General features: G+C 43.1%; 15 protein-coding genes and 2 tRNA genes. 9 read left to right on the top strand and 8 right to left on the bottom strand.

All coding sequences use genetic code 11. From position 1 onward, the window contains the following. From lnt to ACOIT5_RS20890, 7 genes are all read left to right on the top strand, one after another. On the top strand, positions 1 to 1,596 hold the full coding sequence (lnt, locus tag ACOIT5_RS20920) for an apolipoprotein N-acyltransferase (protein ID WP_423128105.1): 1,596 nt from the start codon (positions 1 to 3) through the stop codon (positions 1,594 to 1,596). Positions 1,597 to 2,251: 655 nt separating this feature from the next. Beyond that, positions 2,252 to 2,338 (top strand) — tRNA-Ser (locus ACOIT5_RS20915). Positions 2,339 to 2,351: 13 nt separating this feature from the next. Continuing rightward, a tRNA-Pro gene (locus ACOIT5_RS20910) sits at positions 2,352 to 2,426 on the top strand. Positions 2,427 to 2,712: 286 nt separating this feature from the next. Further along, positions 2,713 to 3,939, top strand: coding sequence for a site-specific integrase (locus tag ACOIT5_RS20905; RefSeq protein ID WP_423128104.1), 1,227 nt, complete (start codon positions 2,713 to 2,715; stop codon positions 3,937 to 3,939). Between the two features lie 433 nt (positions 3,940 to 4,372). Further along, positions 4,373 to 6,847, top strand: coding sequence for a glycoside hydrolase family 2 protein (locus tag ACOIT5_RS20900; protein WP_423128103.1), 2,475 nt, complete (start codon positions 4,373 to 4,375; stop codon positions 6,845 to 6,847). A gap of 26 nt (positions 6,848 to 6,873) precedes the next feature. Further along, positions 6,874 to 8,466, top strand: a complete 1,593-nt coding sequence (locus ACOIT5_RS20895; protein ID WP_423128102.1) for a hypothetical protein — start codon at positions 6,874 to 6,876, stop codon at positions 8,464 to 8,466. A 267-nt stretch (positions 8,467 to 8,733) separates the two neighbouring features. After that, on the top strand, positions 8,734 to 9,582 hold the full coding sequence (locus tag ACOIT5_RS20890) for a TonB-dependent receptor plug domain-containing protein (protein WP_423128101.1): 849 nt from the start codon (positions 8,734 to 8,736) through the stop codon (positions 9,580 to 9,582). A gap of 31 nt (positions 9,583 to 9,613) precedes the next feature. Here ACOIT5_RS20890 and istB read toward each other — a convergent pair whose 3' ends face one another. Beyond that, positions 9,614 to 10,333: an IS21-like element helper ATPase IstB gene (gene istB, locus ACOIT5_RS20885; RefSeq protein WP_423127130.1), complete on the bottom strand. Its 720-nt coding sequence runs from the start codon at positions 10,331 to 10,333 to the stop codon at positions 9,614 to 9,616. 42 nt (positions 10,334 to 10,375) lie between these two features. Continuing rightward, entirely contained in the window at positions 10,376 to 11,887 is a 1,512-nt protein-coding gene (gene istA / locus ACOIT5_RS20880) for an IS21 family transposase (RefSeq protein ID WP_423128030.1), read from the bottom strand. Positions 11,888 to 12,020: 133 nt separating this feature from the next. Between istA and ACOIT5_RS20875 the strand changes: the two genes are divergently transcribed. Beyond that, a complete protein-coding gene (locus tag ACOIT5_RS20875) occupies positions 12,021 to 12,299 on the top strand; it encodes a hypothetical protein (RefSeq protein WP_423126726.1) in 279 nt (92 codons plus the stop codon). Between the two features lie 34 nt (positions 12,300 to 12,333). Then, positions 12,334 to 12,831 (top strand): hypothetical protein, encoded by a 498-nt coding sequence (locus ACOIT5_RS20870; RefSeq protein ID WP_423128100.1) that lies wholly within the window; start codon positions 12,334 to 12,336, stop codon positions 12,829 to 12,831. 6 nt (positions 12,832 to 12,837) lie between these two features. On the opposite strand, the gene ACOIT5_RS20865 is transcribed toward ACOIT5_RS20870, so the two are convergent. The 6 genes from ACOIT5_RS20865 to ACOIT5_RS20840 form a co-directional block, all read right to left on the bottom strand. Beyond that, positions 12,838 to 14,010 (bottom strand): IS4 family transposase, encoded by a 1,173-nt coding sequence (locus ACOIT5_RS20865; RefSeq protein ID WP_423128099.1) that lies wholly within the window; start codon positions 14,008 to 14,010, stop codon positions 12,838 to 12,840. Between the two features lie 378 nt (positions 14,011 to 14,388). Beyond that, positions 14,389 to 15,327, bottom strand: coding sequence for a DGQHR domain-containing protein (locus ACOIT5_RS20860; RefSeq protein WP_423128098.1), 939 nt, complete (start codon positions 15,325 to 15,327; stop codon positions 14,389 to 14,391). Between the two features lie 267 nt (positions 15,328 to 15,594). Then, entirely contained in the window at positions 15,595 to 16,767 is a 1,173-nt protein-coding gene (locus ACOIT5_RS20855) for an IS91 family transposase (RefSeq protein WP_423127385.1), read from the bottom strand. After that, entirely contained in the window at positions 16,751 to 17,701 is a 951-nt protein-coding gene (locus ACOIT5_RS20850; RefSeq protein WP_423127384.1) for a tyrosine-type recombinase/integrase, read from the bottom strand. The genes ACOIT5_RS20855 and ACOIT5_RS20850 overlap by 17 nt, the downstream gene beginning before the upstream one ends. Then, entirely contained in the window at positions 17,670 to 18,083 is a 414-nt protein-coding gene (locus ACOIT5_RS20845) for a hypothetical protein (protein ID WP_423128097.1), read from the bottom strand. The genes ACOIT5_RS20850 and ACOIT5_RS20845 overlap by 32 nt, the downstream gene beginning before the upstream one ends. After that, complete coding sequence (locus ACOIT5_RS20840) at positions 18,080 to 18,511, bottom strand: hypothetical protein (RefSeq protein ID WP_423128096.1); 432 nt, start codon at positions 18,509 to 18,511, stop codon at positions 18,080 to 18,082. Before ACOIT5_RS20840 ends, ACOIT5_RS20845 begins: the two co-directional genes overlap by 4 nt. Positions 18,512 to 18,531: the final 20 nt, after the last annotated feature.

Raw genomic sequence — 18,531 nt, 5'->3', positions numbered from 1 at the left:
ATGAAACGTTACCAGTTACTGGCGCTCTCGTTGTTTTCGGCTGTCTTGCTCAGCCTGCCGTGGTTAGGGCTGATGCCGGGATGGATACTTTTAACGGCTTTTATCCCGTTGTTGATTGTTGGGGACCAGGTTCTTCTGAAAAGAGAAAAAAAGAAAAGTATTGTCTTTTTTGGTTACGCTTACCTGTGTTTCTGGATGTGGAATGCCCTGACCACCTGGTGGGTCATGCACGCGACCCTGGTGGGAATCATACTGGTTGTTTTTCTGAATGCGGCTTTCATGGCTACGGTATGGTGGCTGTATCACCTGATGAAGAGATATGTTAATGCTGCCCTATCGAACATGTCGCTGGCAGCCTTTTGGATTACCTTTGAGTACCTCCACTTTAACTGGGATATTGAGTGGCCCTGGCTCACATTGGGAAATGGTTTTGCCAACCACGTAAAACTAATCCAATGGTACGAATACACCGGTGTCATGGGGGGGACGCTATGGATACTGGCAACGAACCTGCTGATTTACCAACTTTATAAGATCGTGGTTGAAAACCGCCTGAACCGTTTGGCCGGAACGGTCGCTCCGTTGGTTTTGCTGACGGTATTGCCGGTTATCATTTCTGTTTCAGCTTATAACCGGCACATCGAAAAAGGGCCTGTGTTCGAAATTGTTGTTTTACAGCCGAATATTGATCCGTACAACGAAAAATTCGATCGGATAAGTCCCGAAGACCAACTGGAATCATTACTTCAACTGGCCGATTCATTCATCACCCCGTCTACCGGTTATGTTGTCGGACCGGAAACAGCGCTTCATCCGTTGTGGGAGAATGAGCGAACAATCGACCACCCCTTTATCCTTCCCTTTCATGAACGGTCGGTAAACCACAACAACGTAAAATTTGTATTAGGCGCTACCACGCAGATTTTATTTTATCCGGAAGAAAACAAGCCGGAAACGGCACGTAAACTCGAACATAATAACCTGTATTACGATATATATAATTCGGCTCTTCAAATAGATCAGACCCGGGTTGTCAAGAGTTATCATAAAAGCATTTTGGTGAGCGGTGTCGAAAAAATGCCATTCGGTAAATACTTTTCTTTTATCGAAAATCTGATCATCGATTTAGGCGGGACAACGGGAAGCCTGGGAAGACAAAAAGAACCGACCAATTTGATTGCGACAGACGGACTAAAAGTAGCTCCTGTTATTTGTTATGAATCGGTATTTGGTGCCTATGTGGCTAAATTTATAAAAAAAGGGGCAGGTTTAATTTTTATCATCACCAATGACGGTTGGTGGAAAAATACCCCGGGTTACAGGCAACACCTGTCGTTTGCCCGGCTGCGGGCCATTGAAACCAGACGTAGTATCGCCCGGTCGGCCAATACAGGCATTTCGGCCTTTATCAACCAGCGCGGCGATATTCTGCAACAAACAAGCTGGTGGGTAAAAACAGCCTTGCGCGACCGTTTGCATGTAAACGATGAACTGACTTTCTATGTCCGCAATGGCGATTATATCGCGCGAATCAGCAGCTTCATTGCCACTCTTTTGCTGCTCTTTTTGGTAGTTCAAACAAGATTGAAGAAGTAACATAAGCAAAAAATCCGCACTAATTCGATTGCGCAAAATCCCTGAATTACAGGATTTGAGTGCCGAAACGGTCAGACTTCCACCGGTAGCGAACTACTCATCCGGCATTTGCCGGACTACAAGGCCTGTCTTTGCATTCCTAAAGCTTTCTCGGTTTATTGTAAACTGTTGAATTTGCCAATTTTGAATTAATGCGGACAATATCTTTATTAGAACGTTTTCTGTTTCAAAGATAAATTCAAAAGGGCTATTGTCCAAGTAAAATCAGTGATTTTATAACATTCTCACAATATCTGACTGATTCATAAAGACATCGAAGAACAGGAAAAATGATCACAGAACTTTCTTGAAAATTCCCCGTAGAAGTCCACTTGGAAGCCATTTTCTACTTTTCTGTCCGCGACAACTATTTCCGTTGTCAGCGTTTAAAAAGCCTCTTTTTTTTTGTATGAATAATTTTGCGAAAGTGAAAAGTAGTTCTATATTTGCACGCACGTTCAAAGGGGGAAAAGCAGACCTCCGACATGATGAAAAAAAGTGAATGATTAAACTGCCTGAACAGAGAGGTGGGTGAGTGGCTGATCCGGCAATCGCCGGATGCTAAACTGCCGTTCATCTCTTTTTAAAGTAGTTCAAAAAGTTATTGAAGCCATCAGGAGAGATGGGTGAGTGGCTGAAACCAGCAGTTTGCTAAACTGCCGTACGGGTAACCGTACCGGGGGTTCGAATCCCCCTCTCTCCGCATAATAAATTTTCGGGATGTAGCGCAGTCCGGTTAGCGCACCTGCTTTGGGAGCAGGGGGTCCCAGGTTCGAATCCTGGTATCCCGACAAAAAGGGAAATCAAAAGATATCAAAAGCCCGCAAACGCCAGTGTTTGCGGGCTTTTTTGATTTTTTAACATATCAATTTAGACCATATAAAACCAGTTTCCACGTGAACTAAAAGGTGACCTACAATTTTTGTTAAGTTTAGGTCACCTTTTCTTTTGTACGACCAATAAACATTGGTATTACAGAAGATCATGGTGTAGCTCCATTTGGCCTCTTTTGACATCAAATGAAACTTCTCCGGTGACCTGTTTGGTGACCTTTAATTTGGTTTAACCTGATTTGAAATGAAAAGGAAAACATTGACAGCTACTTTTGGCGTTTATTTTGTCATTCGTAGAGAAAAGGCAAAAAATGGCAAAGCCCCTGTATTTGCAAGGGTTACAGTAAATAACCAACGGTGCGAAGTGTCGATCAAAAGATGGATCCCTGTCCGGGATTGGGATGGCAGGAAAGGAAGGGTCAAATCGTTGACGGACGAATACAAAAACCTGAATACCTTCCTTGAACAGGTACGGACGATTTTGGTTGAACACTACCAGGATTTAATCGTAGAAAACGAGGAAGTGACCCCTGCCGCCATTAAAAACCGGTTCCTGGGATTGGAAGATTCAAAGTATTCCCTGTTGGAGTTGTTCGATTATCACAACAGCCACAATGAAAAGGTTCTGAAATGGGGAACCTTGAAGAATTATTTTACCACAAAAAATTACGTGGCTATGTTTCTGGAATCGTATTTAAATCGGAAAGACATTCCCTTGAACCATTTAAATTACCGGTTCATTTGTGATTTTGAGAATTTTCTGCGTAACCACCGCCCTCTGGACCATCATCAGACGTTGGGCAACAACGCCATTATGAAGCACCTGGAACGGTTGCGAAAGCTCACCAATCTTGCCGTCAGGATGGAGTGGATCGATAAAAATCCGTTTTCAGCCTATCGGTTGAAATTTAAAAAGGTACACCGGGATTGTTTAACCGAAGATGAACTTGAAGCCATTGAAAGCAAGGAATTGAGAATTGACCGGTTACGATATGTCCGCGACCTGTTTGTTTTCAGTTGCTACACAGGTATAGCTTATTGTGATGTGATGCGACTGGCGCCATCGAATTTACAAACAGGAATTGATGGCGAACTCTGGATTTTTACCAGACGGGAAAAGACCGACAATCCGGTTCCCGTTCCGCTATTGCCAAAAGCACAGGAGATCATAGAAATTTACAGACAACATCCCAAAGCGGTATCCCGGAGAACTCTATTCCCGTTAATCTCCAACCAAAATCTGAATGCCTATCTGAAAGAGATCGCTGACCTTTGCGGAATCCCAAAAAACCTGACATTCCATTTGGCCCGTCACACGTTTGCTACCACTGTAACCTTGAACAACGGCGTGCCTATTGAATCAGTCAGCAAAATGCTGGGGCATTCGAAATTGACAACGACTCAGATTTATGCAAAAGTGTTGGAGAAGAAAATTAGTGAGGATATGAGGAAGTTAAAATTGATATTATAACTGAAGGATTAGGTGATTAATTTGTAGCTACTGTCACTTCAGCAGCGGGGAAATGGTCTAAATTTTATTTTTGGATTCTATTTGTAATAATCATTCCGAAAAAATGATTATTGGTTTCCCATGAGATCCAAATCTCCGAGGAAAATGGATTGTCCTGTGAATTAAGCTGTATCTGCATGATTTTTAAATGTGTCTTTAATTAAGATTCCAATATGTCACAATTCTCCGAAGTATTGAATCATACAATTTTGAAAGATTTTTTCTTCTCAAATTCTCATCTCGATGAATTCGAATAAAAGACATGTTGCAATGGTGCAACATGAATAACAATCTGGTTCAATTTTAATAATTATAGGTGAAATATTGAAAGAGTTCAGCAATGGTAGGCGGTTAATATTGTGGTAAAATTGAAATATTAAACCTAGACGAGTCAATGGAGAGTTGTTATCGGAAAATTGTTGAGAGAGTATTTTTAAGTGCTTGTTTAATAATGGTTGTTTCTGTTGTTTTCGCACAAAATTCTTTTAGAATCAATGAAAGGTGGGAATTTGTTAAGGGTGATTTAGGAGGGATTTGGGAGAGTGTACGACCGGTTTCGCCAGGTAGTCCCGAATCACTACCAATTTGGAAAGAAGTCACCCTTCCTCATTCCTGGAATAATGAAGATGCTGTTGATCCAGGAGTCAATTATCACCAAGGGCCTGGTTGGTACCGAACCCTCCTTGTCATTCAGAATCCATATGAAAGAGGACGTACCCTGTTGCATTTTGAAGGTGCCGGTCCAAAAACAGAGGTTTACATTTTTACCAAATTGGTAGGTAGTCATGTCGGTGGGTACGACGAGTTTACAATTGATATTACAGATGCCATCAATGAATTCTTTCCAACTGCTGTTTCTGAACGCTTTAAAGGAAAGGTACCATTATCCATTCGTTGCGATAATTCCCGTGATCTTGAAATGATTCCCTCCGATTTATCTGACTTTAACATCTATGGAGGGATATACCGGAGTTTGAACATGGTATATGTTCCCTCACTTTCCGTCAGTAGTCTATTCGTCTCTTCCGTCCTGAGTGACGATAGATACTCTGCGAAGATTTCGGTATCTGCAAGTTGGTTGAATCCTGACAGGATTGAAACCGGAAATGTTGAGATTCGGTTGATTGATCCCAATGGTCAAGAAATTCTCTCCACATCAAGGGACATCGGTTTAATAAATGGTGAGCAACAGTTGTGGCAGACCGAAATAGTACAGCCAATTTTATGGTCAACTCCTGAACCTGAGCTTTATACATGTAAACTGGTGCTAAAATCGGCGACAGGAGAACACGATATTCAGGAAAATTTTGGAATTAGAAACTTTGAATTTGAGGAATACGGGCCATTTTATTTAAATGGTGAAAGATTACTACTGAGGGGAACACACCGGCATGAAGACCATGCCGGTGTGGGACCGGCAATGACAGATGTCCAGATGAAAGCTGAGATGGAATTAATGAAAGCAATGGGGGTGAATTTCATTCGATTGGGGCATTATCAACAGTCAAGAACCATTTTGAATTTATGTGATAGCCTTGGGATACTTGTATGGGAAGAGATTCCCTGGTGTCGTGGTGGCTTGGGCGGTGAAATTTATAAAGAACAGGCCCGTCGGATGTTGACCAATATGATTACACAACATCGAAACCATCCTTCGGTGATTATCTGGGGTTTGGGCAATGAGAACGACTGGCCAGGAGATTTCCCTGAATTTGATCAGCAAAAGATCAGAATATTTATGCAGGAGTTACACAGTTTGGCCCATCAGCTTGATCCTTCCAGGAAAACAGCAATCAGACGTTGTGCATTTTGTAAAGATATTGTAGATGTGTATTCACCGTCAATCTGGGCAGGATGGTATAGAGGGAAATATTCAGATTACCGGGCAGTTTCGGAAAAAGAAATGAAAGATGTTCGTCATTTTTTACATGTTGAGTGGGGAGGGGACAGCCATGCCGGTCGTCATTCGGAGGATCCTGATCAAATACTGGTGACCATTGCTTCAGGGCAAGGAGCTGACGAACGAGCCGGAGATGCTTCACTTTACGGAGGAAGTATTAGGGTTTCAAAAGATGGCGACTGGAGTGAAACTTACATCTGCAATCTCATTGATTGGCACCTGAAGGAGCAAGAAATCATGCCTTGGTTAACAGGTACTGCATATTGGCCGTTCAAAGATTTTTCAACCCCTATCCGTCCGGAGAATCCAGTTCCATATGTAAACCAAAAAGGAGTAGTAGAGCGAGATTTGACGCCAAAAGATTCCTATTATGTATTTCAATCCTATTGGGCTGATAAACCAATGGCCCGCATTTACAGTCATACATGGCCGGTTCGTTGGGGGGGAAATGGGGAAGTGAAAATGGTGAAGGTATATTCCAACTGTCAGGAAGCCGAATTATTTCTGAATGGAAGAAGTATGGGGGTAAAGTTGCGAAATAGTCAAAATTTTCCAGCAGCAGGGTTGAGATGGAGTGTTGTGTTTGAAAATGGAGAAAACCATTTGGAAGTTGTTGCGAAAAAAGGGAGTGACGTTGTACGTGATGAATTGACATTATTCTATCAGACCGATAAATGGGATATGCCTTCCAAAATGGTTTTTGAGAAGATTGCTACCGAAGATGATGTGGTCACGCTTCAGGTCCGGTTATTGGATGAAAACAACATTTTATGTCTTGATGCAAAAAATTATGTGAAATTCTTTGTGGCAGGTGATGGCAAACTGATCAAAAACCAAGGAACATCAACGGGATCACGGATTGTGCAGACTTATAATGGAAGAGCTATTATCCGGGTCAAGATTAACGGCAATAACGTCGTTGCCGGTGTAAAATCTGAGGGGATGGCAACTGTTCTTACCAAAATATAAGTCAAACCAATTTTAATTTGAACGTTATGAATTTGCCGAATATTCAATATTTATTGTTCCGGATCGCGTTGGGATTAATGATTCTAGCATCTTCTTCAAATATTGGGAATTGTCAGTCAAAATATGTAACCGCTACTAATGGACAATTAGCCTATCAACCGGATGAAAAGGGAAATATTATTCCTGACTTTAGTAGAGTAGGATACTACAACGGTGAGCGGGATATACCGGCGATTGAAATTGTGAAAGTGATTTCACCTGCCCTGTTTGGCGATAGCGGAGGAATAATTCAACATGCGATAGATGAGGTAGCAACATTCCCTGTAAATGAAAATGGATTTAGGGGTGCAATATTTTTACGAAAAGGAATTTATAATATTTCAGGAAATATAGAAATTACCGTTTCAGGAATTGTCCTGTACGGTGACGGTGACGGTGACGGTGACGGAGAGGAAGGAACCGTCTTGGTTGCCACCGGAAAAGGGAGGAGAAGTCTTGTGCAAATTAAAGGACAGGGGAAAAGACAGCAGGTTGGAGAAATGGTCCGAATAACCGATCCCTATGTGCCCGTTGGATGTTTTTCCTTTAAAGTCGGAAATCCTGAGAAGTTTAAAATTGGCGATCCGGTTGTTATTTTTCGTCAGGGAACTAAAGATTGGATACATGACCTTGAGATGGATGCGATTGTTGAGCGTGACGGTACACGACAATGGCAAGCTCAAGAGTATGATCTTCATTTTGAAAGGACAATTAAAAAGATTGACGGCGAAACAATCCTTTTAGATAACCCGGTAGTTATGTCGATGGAGGAGAAATACGGAGGTGGCTATATCTATAAATATTCTTTTGACGGTCGTATTTCGCAGATTGGAATAGAGAATATTCGATTAAAGTCCGAATTTAATTCTGATAACGATGAAGAGCATAGTTGGATTGCAATCGAATTTGAAAAAACAGAGAATGGGTGGGTTCGTGGCGTTACCGCCGAGCATTTTGCATACAGTTGTGTAAATATTGGAGGTGATTCCAAAATGATTACTGTGGATCATTGTTTTAACCGGGAACCAAAATCAATAGTTACCGGTGGACGTCGTTATTCATTTAACGTAAACGGACAATTGAACCTGGTAAAAAATTGCGAAGCATCTGGAGGCCGTCATGATTTCGTTACCGGTGCAAAAGTTTGTGGTCCCAATGTCTTTTACAATTGCACAGCGATAAATACACATTCTGATATTGGTCCGCATCATCGTTGGGCAGTAGGGACTTTGTATGATAATGTCATTACGGATGGAGATATTAATGTACAAGATCGAGGGAACTGGGGATCAGGGCATGGGTGGGCTGGTGCTACTCAGGTCGTGTGGAATTGCACCGCAAAACGGGCTTGTGTTCAGAGTCCCTGGGTATCTGCAACGAATTACTGCATCGGTTTTCAAGGTGAAAAGTATTCTGGTCGGCTACCTGAACGGCCAGATGGAGAGTGGGACAGGCACAATGAAATTAATACATTTCCTAAATCTCTTTTTCAATCTCAATTAACTCAACAAAGAACGCTATCAGATTTGAATTCGTCATATACACCATCAGTTAATGATCGACCGGATCGGTTAGAATAAATAATTGAAAATGTGTCATCTTGAAACATGGCTTATAAGACGAAACAAACTTCACAATATGTGGCACATGGATGAAAGTCGGTGGACAACTGATCTAATAACTTCGAAATCAGACAACCTTTTAATATAAGAATATGGTGATTGATAGTTTTACGACTCCGACGTTTGGAAGAATGTTGTTTGGTGTTCTTCGAAAAGGTAGCCCAAAATAGTTTTAATCGATAAAAACATTAATAATACTTAAATCCTAACTTAAAATTTAAACGTATGAAGAGAATCATTTATTTTTTGTTTCTTCTAATAACAATTAACAGTTATGGGCAATTGAAAATAACTGGCATTGTTAGTGAAGAAACATTGCACGGACTGGTTTCTTTGCCTGGAGCAACGGTTGCAATAAAAGGGACAAATAACGGTACGATAACGGATGTAGAGGGACGTTATACAATAGAAGCTAATGTTTCTGATTCTTTGATTTTTTCATTTATTGGTAAAGAGACTCAGACGATCTGTGTAAGTGGAAAATCAATAATCAATGTTTTGTTGCGAGACCAATCAGAAGCAGTTGAAGAGGTAACCGTAGTTGCTTTTGGAAAACAAAAGAAGGAATCGGTTGTTGGTTCCATCTCAACTATTAAAGCCGAAGATCTGAAAGTTGGATCCAGCAACCTGACTACGGCAATTGCAGGACGCCTTCCCGGAGTTATTTCATACCAGCGGAGTGGAGAGCCAGGACGGGATAATGCTGAGTTCTTTGTCCGCGGTGCTACTACTTTTGGGTATAAAAAAGACCCTCTTATTTTGATAGACGGGATGGAATATACCACAACCGAGTTGGCCAGGTTAACACCTGATGACATAGAAAGCTTTTCGATTATGAAAGATGCAACTTCTAATGCGTTGTATGGTGCTCGCGGGGCAAACGGAGTTATTTTGGTTACAACTAAGGGAGGTGCCGAAGGAAAAGCGAAAGTCAGTGTAAGTGTAAGAGGTGAATACACACTTTCAGGGCCAACAAGAGATGTTGAACTTGCCGATCCGATAACTTACATGAAAATGTGGCTATTCCGGAAGCTACCACCCAGTAATCCGGCGTATACCACCCAGGTTGAGTAACTAAATCGAAGAACTTATTTGACTGACAATATTACCGTTTTTTTCTTAAACTCTCACCTTTTAGTTCAAACCGGTGTGCCGTATAGACGATCCTGTCCAGAAAGCTGTCGGCCACGGTGGGTTCGGAAAAGACATCAAACCAACTGGCCACCGGCAACTGGCTGGCAATAATGGTTGACTTTCGGGCATGGCGGTCCTCGATGATTTCCATCAGATCCAGTTGCTGTTGTCCTTCCAGTGGCGATAATCCAAAATCGTCCAGGACAAGCAGCTCTGTTTTGGCCAGTTTGTCAAAAACCCGGGTTATAGTGCCTTCCAGTCGGGCAATCTTTAGTTTCATCATCAGCTTTTGCATATTAAAATACGCTACGCTATAGCCCAGTTCGCACGCTTTCAGTCCCAGGGCCGAGGCCAGTGAACTTTTGCCGACCCCGGTTAGTCCGACAATGATCACGGCCTCCCCGTTCTTGATGTAATCGCCCATGCCCAGCCTTGTCAACAGGGATTTGTCGATTCCCCTTGCCGGGTTGGTGTCGATTTGATCCAGGCTTATCCGGTAACGAAAGCGGGCATTCTTTTCCAGCCGGCTGAACCGGTTCATTTTACGCTGGTCCTGTTCTGCCTGGAGCAGCAGGGCCAGCCCGTCTTCCAGGGAAAGTTCTGTAGTTTTTCTTGTCTCAATTAATGTTTTCCAGCAGGCGGCCATCCCTGACAACCGAAGCCCGCTGAGTTGGGTGATCATTTGATCCATCTTCTTTTCATTTTTGGTTTGTACTCTGATTATTTTCCTTGATTATTGATAGTCTCCCCGGATGTTTCCGTGTTTGGGGAGTTTCTTTATGGTTGAAGGCTTATCCGATGTCATCCTGTTTTCGATTCGCCTGCGAACAAACTGATAACTTGGTATGCCGTTGGCAACGGCCACCCGGCAGGCTTCTTCAAAACAGAAGGGATCGGTTTTGCGTTGAAGGCTCAACAACCCCTCACAGCGTTTGTATAAAACCTCGGGCGTTTCTTCCTTTGCAAACATCATCTTCATCAGGCAGAGCAGGCCATCTGACCGTTTGCGGGCCAGGTCCATGTAGTACCCGGGGCTGCGGTCCATGTAATGCTGATGGGCCGATGGCATGTGCTCCCGCACGAGCGTATATCCGAAACCGATGGTGCGCCGGTGAGTGGCAACCAGCTCTGATTTGCAATAGATCCGCACCAGGGTACGGGTATAAACCACACTGGCCTGTTCCCCGGTGCAGGCGTAAGGAACCGAATAATAGTGTTTGTCCCGTGCCAGGTAAATACAACTGTTTTGCTGCACCCTCAGGCTCGCATAATAACGGATATCAAAACCTGACAGGGGCAAGGCTTTTAACAGTCCTTTTTCATCGGCCAGAAAGTGTTCTTCGCGGCTGTACTCCCGTTGTTGCATCCGGGTCTGGTTATGTTGCAGGATCTTTTCGCTGATCGCCCTGTTCAGGTCGGCCAGGGAAAAAAAGACATGGTTACGCAACCGGGCATACACCCGCTGGTAAACCAGCTTAACCTGGTTCTCCACCAGAGCCTTGTCTTTTGGGGTCCGCACACGCGCAGCCAGCACGGCAAAACCATAGTGGTTGGCAAAATCGTCCATCACCCGGTTAATGTCCGGTTCATACCGGTCGGTTTTGATCACGGCAGCCTTGAGGTTATCACAAACCACAATTTTGGGGACACCACCGAGTGCCTGCAAACAGCAGCCAAGTGCATAAAGAAAATTTTCCGTGTTCTGATGGGAAACAGCCATGGCAAAGCTGTAATCCGAGTAAGGCAGGGTAGCCACGAAAACATACGCTTTTATCGCTTCCCCGGTCTCACGATCAACGTAAGAGAGCGTATCCCCTGCAAAGTCGACAAAAAGTTGCTGCCCGGGCTGGTGGGTCAGCACCGCGGAAGATTTACGGGCTACACGCAACTGGTTTAAATGAAAGCAGAACTGGGAGTAGCTGTACCCCTGCAGGTGCTTTTCACGGTATTCCTGCCAAAGCAGTTTGATGGTCACGTGCCTGCGTTTGAGTTCTCCTTCAAGATAAGGGAGCATTTGTTTCAGCTCATTAAAGCGATCTTCCAGGTAGGCCGGGTTTCCGGCATGAAAACGGCCTTCCAGCACCGGATCATCCAGGGTAAGAAGCTCTCCGATATCCAGTTTCCCGGATGCTATTTTTTGCATGTAGTTGTTGACCGTCCCTTTGTAAATGCCGAGTTCTTTTCCGATCTGACGGTTGGACAGCCCGCTCTGATGAAGCCTCAAAATTTGTTTTAACTGACTCATAAGTATTACTTTTCTTGCCATAATCCGTGTGCTTGATTGGTTTTATAAGCACACAAAGTACTCGAAAAGTTACTCAGGGAAACCAGGTTAGTGGGTGCATATGCTCCGGATTCTGTCAGAACCCGCCAACGGGATGCCACGAAAAAATATCCACCTGTCTGCCATTGGATTAGCGGCCCATTTTTGGGTGGTCATGCTCCGGAATCCGTGCCGTTTTCTCCCGTTTTCGGATAACTTGCACCCACTGGGTGGTTATGCTCCGGAACCGGTCTGGCCGGGGCAGCGTGATTCCTTCAAAATCACATTTTACAACCTAAAATGCCCCAAACAACCCCGTTTTTGGGTGCATATCCGCCGGAATGTCATGTTTTTTCCTTTTGAAAAACGTTCATTTCCTCTGGATTCTTTCTAAATTACTGGGTGGTTGTGCTCCGGATTATCCAAAAATGCACAACGAAGCTGTTACAACCAGAAATCCGTTGGGAGTAACACCATATTCCCAAAGTAAGATCGAAAATACCATGTCGGGGATAAATTCCATTGTTTTTCCTAGCGTTGATTGGCAAAAAATGCTTTTTAAAAAACAGACTCTCAATAAAAGGATTAACGTAAACATTAATGGTGGAGGTAAAGTAGCAACTTACTACGTGGCAGGTGCATATAATCAGGACAATGGTATTTTGAATGTTGATCAGCGTAACAATTTCAATACCAATATCAACCTGGGGACCTTCAATCTGAGATCTAATGTTAATATTAATGTTACCTCTACCACGCAATTAGGTGTTAGGTTAAATGGAACTTTCGATGATTACGAGGGCCCAATTGACAGTGGCGAGGGCTTGTATAACAAAGTAATGCGTTCTAGCCAGGTTCTATTCCCTGCCTATTATCCTGTAACGAAAGAATACGAACATGTTAATCATATCACTGGTGTCTATTAAAAAATGTTAATTCAATTTGAAGTCCAAATGCAGCTGGCAATCATTATCATCACAGTCCTTATTTGTCCAAGGAGCCAAGAGTTCTTGAATGGGATCCTTGACCAGCAGGGAATTGCCAAGGATACGCATGACCTCAACAACAGGCCTATCCAGTTTGAGGTCGTGTTCAACAATAGCGACGAGACAATAGGTGATGATGGCGACATGTATCTGTATCCGGACTGCATTTTCAGATTCACCCCAAAAAGATTTAACACGAAGATGCTGTTTAATCCATTTGAAAAACAGTTCGACCTGCCATCTGTAGCGGTAAAGAAGGGCAATTTCTTTTGCTTTGAGGTAGAAGTTGTTGGTGTAGTAGGTGAAGGCCCGTCCAAGGTCAGGGGCATAGAATACGATGCGCCTGAGCGGAACCGGATAGTTTCCACTGTTTCTCTTGCCTGTGAACCTAACCGTTTGATCCCGCAGGACATTGTCATCCCCTTCAAGCATGTCTTCTCCTTCGGTAATTTCATAATCAGGTCGGGACTTTTCCCGTATGATGAAGAAAGCTCCAGCCTGTTCAATCGCGTAAAGCCGAGAGAGGTCAAAGTAACCTCTATCAAATACATAGCAAGCGTACCGTTCGTATATAAACCAGTCCATGGACTTGGTGTCATGAACATTGGCATGGCTGATTCTGTAGAAGACCGGTATTTCGGTGGCAATATCAATTTGAGTATGAATCTTGATGCCGGACTTTGTGCTCCTGAACTTTGCCCATCTAAAGACCGACATGCACAGGTCGATGGTAGTGGAATCAATGGCATAGAACCTTCCGTGGAGTTCAAACTCTTTAGTGATGCGTTTGGCTTGGGCAATAGACACCATGTAAAAGGCAAACTTCTCAAAGATTCCAGGGTCTCTGAGGTTATTTGCTTTGGAAAGAACGCTCCTGTTGATGGGTACCTTTCCAAATCCAAGGTGAAACGATCTTTTGGCATGAGCAATAGTGACATCTGTGAGTTCCCTAAGACTATGGCAGCCTATGAGCTGTCCGTACATGATGACCAGCATATGACTCCAGTAGGATGGGGCCATTCTGGCTGTCCTGTCTTTGTTTTTGATTACCAGTCGTTCGAAGTAGCGTTTCGGGAGAAACTGCACAATCTGCGCGAAAACATATTTGCCGACATTCATACCTGTTCAAATTTGCACGTGGGTGCAAAGGAACAAAATTCAAAAGGGCGACAAGGTTTTGAGAGTTTAGTATTCTGTGCATAAAATAGATATGAAGATTTTTAACAAAAATTAATAGACACTAGTGATCCATTTTTAGTGTTTGCTCAATGGTCTTTAATATAATAAAAGCCTTATGTTTTAATTTTCACGATACTAGTTTCTTCCCCGCTCCATTTGGATTCCGGTACTTGATGCCATTAGGTTTATCTTTATAAATGTCAAGTTTATTCCAACATTCTAGAAAGCTCGCTCACCTATGTTATGTGAGCTCATTTACTCTGGAACCACAATTTTAAAATATAAATCAAGGCAAGATTTAATTCGTTGCGGTGCCACTCATGATTTTTCATAGTTAATTAACCTTTTTAAACTTGATTCATCTTCTTCATTAAGCTTTTGAGGAAAATTATTTGATACAAATAGAACTTTTTTTATACGTGAACGACCTACGCCAGAAGCTTGAAAATAATTGTCGGAAAAGTCGACACTTGCTACTGGCCTGAGAAAATCGATATAGCTTATTCTTTCTTTTTTCTGTAATTCCAATAATATCTTCTTTAATAATTCAAATAGTGCTTGAATTCCAACAGTTTTAAAGATATATGATCCTGGTTTTGCATTTTCCCATAAAATATTCTTTACTTGCTCAAAGTAATCGAATACTGTATTATAAATAAAATCGTCGTTCAATGTTATAAATTCATCTCTAAACGGTGCATTATCTCTAAAGCCATGAAGCATGTCTCTATGCCTACCTTTAAAAATATGTTTCTGCCCCATTTCGACTCTATCCCTTTTAGGGTTGGAAGATATCAGGCTCAAAATGCCATCAACAATAGTTGCTGTAGAAATTATCCAATTACTCTTATTCATATTTTTGAACGCTTCTTCATCAAAGATTGGGGCAACTTTAATTCGACCAAAAAATGCTGACTTTTTCGTCTCCGAAAAATTTAATCTTCGAGAAATAAAAACAGCTAACTTCTCTGGTGTCCAAGATTTTTTATCTTCGTCTTCAACGTTAAACCCAAATTGTTCTAGAGCAAGGCTTTTATCAACATTTTTTTGATTGCCATTAATAGTGGCAAACAGAAAAGCTTGATATGAATTCGGTAAATCAAAAAATATAGAGCACGGTAATTCAACATCTAAACGATCAATATCTGAGATATGATTAAAAGCAAATAACCTATGTTGACCATCAATAATGGCAGCTAACTTTTTTTCAGTTGGGACGGTTATCTCAAAAATCCCGTTCCCTATAAATAGGAACATGAGCGGCGTGCAGCGCCCAGCGATTGTTCCCGGTTGAACGACACCCGCCGGGCTGAGGTCTATGCACTTATTGAAGGTTTTTATTGGATTTCACAGATAGAATGGGCAGGAAAGAGCCCGCCGTTCATTGACATGTTGCAGGTTTTTGTGCTTTTCAGTTCAGTTTGCATCAGCGAGGTGATGTTTAAGCCCTGCTTTTTTTGTGTTTTTGCCGGTATGGGGGCATACCTCTCCCGGATACGCCGGGAGCGTAACGTGATTTAGTGATTATGACCGCCTTAATGATTGCTCCATCTGTCCCCAAGCCGGTGAACGTATCCGTGGCAGTTCCCGGATGGTTACCATCCTTCCGGTTTTGCATACCGGGCAAAGACAGGGATTTACGCCTGTCAGCCTGGCAAAACGTTCCACGTTGGTTTCCGGCGGTTGTTGCCGTTCGATTACCGAGTCAATGTCCGGCTTTTCTTCGGAAACAAATTGCAGTTTGAGATTGCGCTTTACGGTGTGGTTGTAAATACCGAAGCGCCGGATCCTGACAAACCTTCGGGGCAGGATGTGTTGTGTGAAGCGCCGCAGGAACTCAACCCCATCCAGGGTAACAGGCTTTTTAATGGCCCTGTCACGATAATCCTTTGCCAGGAAGGTCACTTTGCCACCGGCAATGTTCACAATGCGCTGGTTGGTAATGGCTACCCGGTGCGTGTATTGGCCCAGGTACCTGACCACGTGCTCAGCGTTTGCCAGCGAAGGTTCGCAGTGAACCACCCATTTTGTTTGATAAGCCTGCTTTATCTGGCTGCTAAAGAGGGAAAGCTCGTCTTGTTTTTGTAAAGTCCGTTTAAGGCTGTCCAGGAACCTGCCTTTAAAGGCACTGCTTAGTTGATGTACCGGGTAAAGGTAAGTGCCCGAATGCCCGATGTTTTTCCACCGTCCGTCAAGGGTATGCCCGGCAGCGGGAACCAGGCAATGGATATGCGGATGCAGCGAAAGGTTTTGTCCCCAGCTGTGCAGCACGGCCACCGCCCCGGTTTCAACACCAAAATGCGAGTAGCCAAACGAGCGGAGGGTTTGCCAAACAGCCGAAAAAAGCAGGTCGTAATACATCCTTTGGTTATGCAGGCAAACAGCATTCAGGTGGTGCGGCACGGTAAATACCAGGTGGTAATGTTTTACCGGCAAGGTATTTTGCACCAGATCATCAATCCAGAAGGCCTGTTTGGCAGCCTGGCATTTGGGACAATGACGGTTGCCGCAACTGTTGTAACTGTAGCGAACGGTTCCGCAGTTTTCACAGGCTTCTTCGTGACCTCCCAGCATGGCAGTACGGCAAACAGCTATCTTATCCAGCACTTTCAGTTGCAATGGAGTAAGCGTTGTTTTGGCAGCCAGTTCAGCGCCGAACAAACGGACTACATCGGCCAGTTCAAAGGTTGTCTTCATTTTTCGGTGAACCGGTGTTTTTCTTCTTCTTTTTCCTGGGAAAGTCATAAAGCGTATCCAGCGGGCTGTGAGGTTTGATCAGCGTGCATTGGGCCACGTGCAGGTAAATCATGGTGGTGGTAATGTCGGCATGGCCCAGCAGTTCTTTCAGGGTGACAATGTTCAGTCCCTGTTCCAAAAGATGTGTGGCGTAGGAGTGACGAAGCGAATGCAGGTTCACCTCTTTGGTAATGGAAGTTTTTTTCAGGTTTTCGCGCATCACCCAGGATAAACCCCGGACACTGTAACGGCCGTCAGGTTCTTTGCCGTTAAACAGCCAGATGTGCGGGTTTTCGGCTTTGAGGTACTTTTTCAGCCCCACGGCCATGCTGTCGCCCAATGGCACGATGCGGTCTTTTTTATACTTACTCTGGCGGATGTGGATGGTGCGACGTTCAAAATCCACATCAGAGATTTTCAGGTTGATTACTTCCTGACCGCGCAGTCCGGCCGAATAGATCAGCGTGAGCACCACCCGTTGTTTCAAAAGCGTTGGCGCGGTAAAAAGCTCTTTAAGCTCCTGCTGGTTCAGGATAACCGGCAGTTTGGTATTCCCTTTCAGCGAAGGCAGGGCAATGGCATTTTTGTTCAATCCCAGCAGGCGGTAGTAGTAGCGCAAGCCGTACACCATGTGCTTGAAACTGCTGCGCGAAGGCGAGCGGGGATCGCGGGCCAAAGCTGCCAGGTACTCGTTGATCTCTTCGGGATCGATCTGCTCGGGCAATTTCCCGAAATGGACCACAAACAGGGCGATGCGGCGGATGTAATTATTTAATGTACTTTTGCTTTGTCCGCGTAAAGTAACCTGTTGCTCCAGCTTGCGGACAACTTTTTCAAACTCAGGAACAAGCACAATTGCCTGCTCAACGATAGTTAAACCCGATTTCTTTCTCATATTCAGAAATTTTAATGGTTAAAAATCTCGAAGTTCTGAAAGAATCGGGTACTTTTAAAACAGCTATCCGCGTAGGCGGATTTAGTTCAATATCCGCTACATTCCATCTTTGACTCTGCCGTTTTACAATCTGTCCATCTTCGTTGTAATTTGCAGCCAAAATAATGGAATTAGGAAAAGACATTTCTACAGAATCAATGTATCGACCAATTTCTCTTAATCTAGAGGCATTCACTTGTCTTTGACTTCCCTTTAACCTACCATGCTCATCCACATACTGTAATTGTTCGGAGAATGAAATTTTCAACAAATCTCTCGCTGAGATTTTTGTAATATAAAAATCTGCTAATGGTTGAGTTACTTTTATAGCTATTAATTTCATTCTACTTTTCCTCCTAACGCGTTATATGGATTAATATGCTTTGATCTCCAATTGGAAACCCACCATAATGTATACGCCAAGAAAATGCCGATAATAAAAGCATATCTGGCTTTATCCAAATGATCATTCATTATCCAGTAAAAATCAATTCCTATAAGAAATAGCGATCCGAAAAGAATTATTAATATCAATAAAATAAGGCCAATCTTATTTTTTATCCTTGTGCTATTCGTTGTAATTAAAATCAAATCAATACATCCAGCAGCAATAATTGCAATAAAATAGGTAGATATATTCTGAAAAATAAAGCCTGGTTCACTTACCTTGTTAGAAATTTTATTTAAGACAAGAGGCATCCATATCCCAGAGCCGCCGAAAAAAACAACGGCTAAAATGAAGTATAGAAGCAAATTAATGAAGTTCTTCATATTCTCACTTTTAAAGAGTA

This window comes from Gaoshiqia hydrogeniformans (assembly GCF_049347105.1).
Lineage (GTDB): Bacteria > Bacteroidota > Bacteroidia > Bacteroidales > Prolixibacteraceae > Gaoshiqia > Gaoshiqia hydrogeniformans.
The sequence above is the reverse complement of the archived record's forward strand: the minus strand, read 5'-3'. Positions and strand labels throughout refer to the sequence as shown.

Bases quoted from the DNA above. Each gene is read 5' to 3' on its own strand.
- lnt (WP_423128105.1), top strand. From the start codon at position 1: ATGAAACGTTACCAGTTACTGGCGCTCTCGTTGTTTTCGGCTGTCTTG.
- ACOIT5_RS20905 (WP_423128104.1), top strand. From the start codon at position 2,713: ATGAAAAGGAAAACATTGACAGCTACTTTTGGCGTTTATTTTGTCATT.
- ACOIT5_RS20900 (WP_423128103.1), top strand. From the start codon at position 4,373: ATGGAGAGTTGTTATCGGAAAATTGTTGAGAGAGTATTTTTAAGTGCT.
- ACOIT5_RS20895 (WP_423128102.1), top strand. From the start codon at position 6,874: ATGAATTTGCCGAATATTCAATATTTATTGTTCCGGATCGCGTTGGGA.
- ACOIT5_RS20890 (WP_423128101.1), top strand. From the start codon at position 8,734: ATGAAGAGAATCATTTATTTTTTGTTTCTTCTAATAACAATTAACAGT.
- istB (WP_423127130.1), bottom strand. From the start codon at position 10,333: ATGGATCAAATGATCACCCAACTCAGCGGGCTTCGGTTGTCAGGGATG.
- istA (WP_423128030.1), bottom strand. From the start codon at position 11,887: ATGAGTCAGTTAAAACAAATTTTGAGGCTTCATCAGAGCGGGCTGTCC.
- ACOIT5_RS20875 (WP_423126726.1), top strand. From the start codon at position 12,021: ATGCCACGAAAAAATATCCACCTGTCTGCCATTGGATTAGCGGCCCAT.
- ACOIT5_RS20870 (WP_423128100.1), top strand. From the start codon at position 12,334: ATGCACAACGAAGCTGTTACAACCAGAAATCCGTTGGGAGTAACACCA.
- ACOIT5_RS20865 (WP_423128099.1), bottom strand. From the start codon at position 14,010: ATGAATGTCGGCAAATATGTTTTCGCGCAGATTGTGCAGTTTCTCCCG.
- ACOIT5_RS20860 (WP_423128098.1), bottom strand. From the start codon at position 15,327: ATGTTCCTATTTATAGGGAACGGGATTTTTGAGATAACCGTCCCAACT.
- ACOIT5_RS20855 (WP_423127385.1), bottom strand. From the start codon at position 16,767: ATGAAGACAACCTTTGAACTGGCCGATGTAGTCCGTTTGTTCGGCGCT.
- ACOIT5_RS20850 (WP_423127384.1), bottom strand. From the start codon at position 17,701: ATGAGAAAGAAATCGGGTTTAACTATCGTTGAGCAGGCAATTGTGCTT.
- ACOIT5_RS20845 (WP_423128097.1), bottom strand. From the start codon at position 18,083: ATGAAATTAATAGCTATAAAAGTAACTCAACCATTAGCAGATTTTTAT.
- ACOIT5_RS20840 (WP_423128096.1), bottom strand. From the start codon at position 18,511: ATGAAGAACTTCATTAATTTGCTTCTATACTTCATTTTAGCCGTTGTT.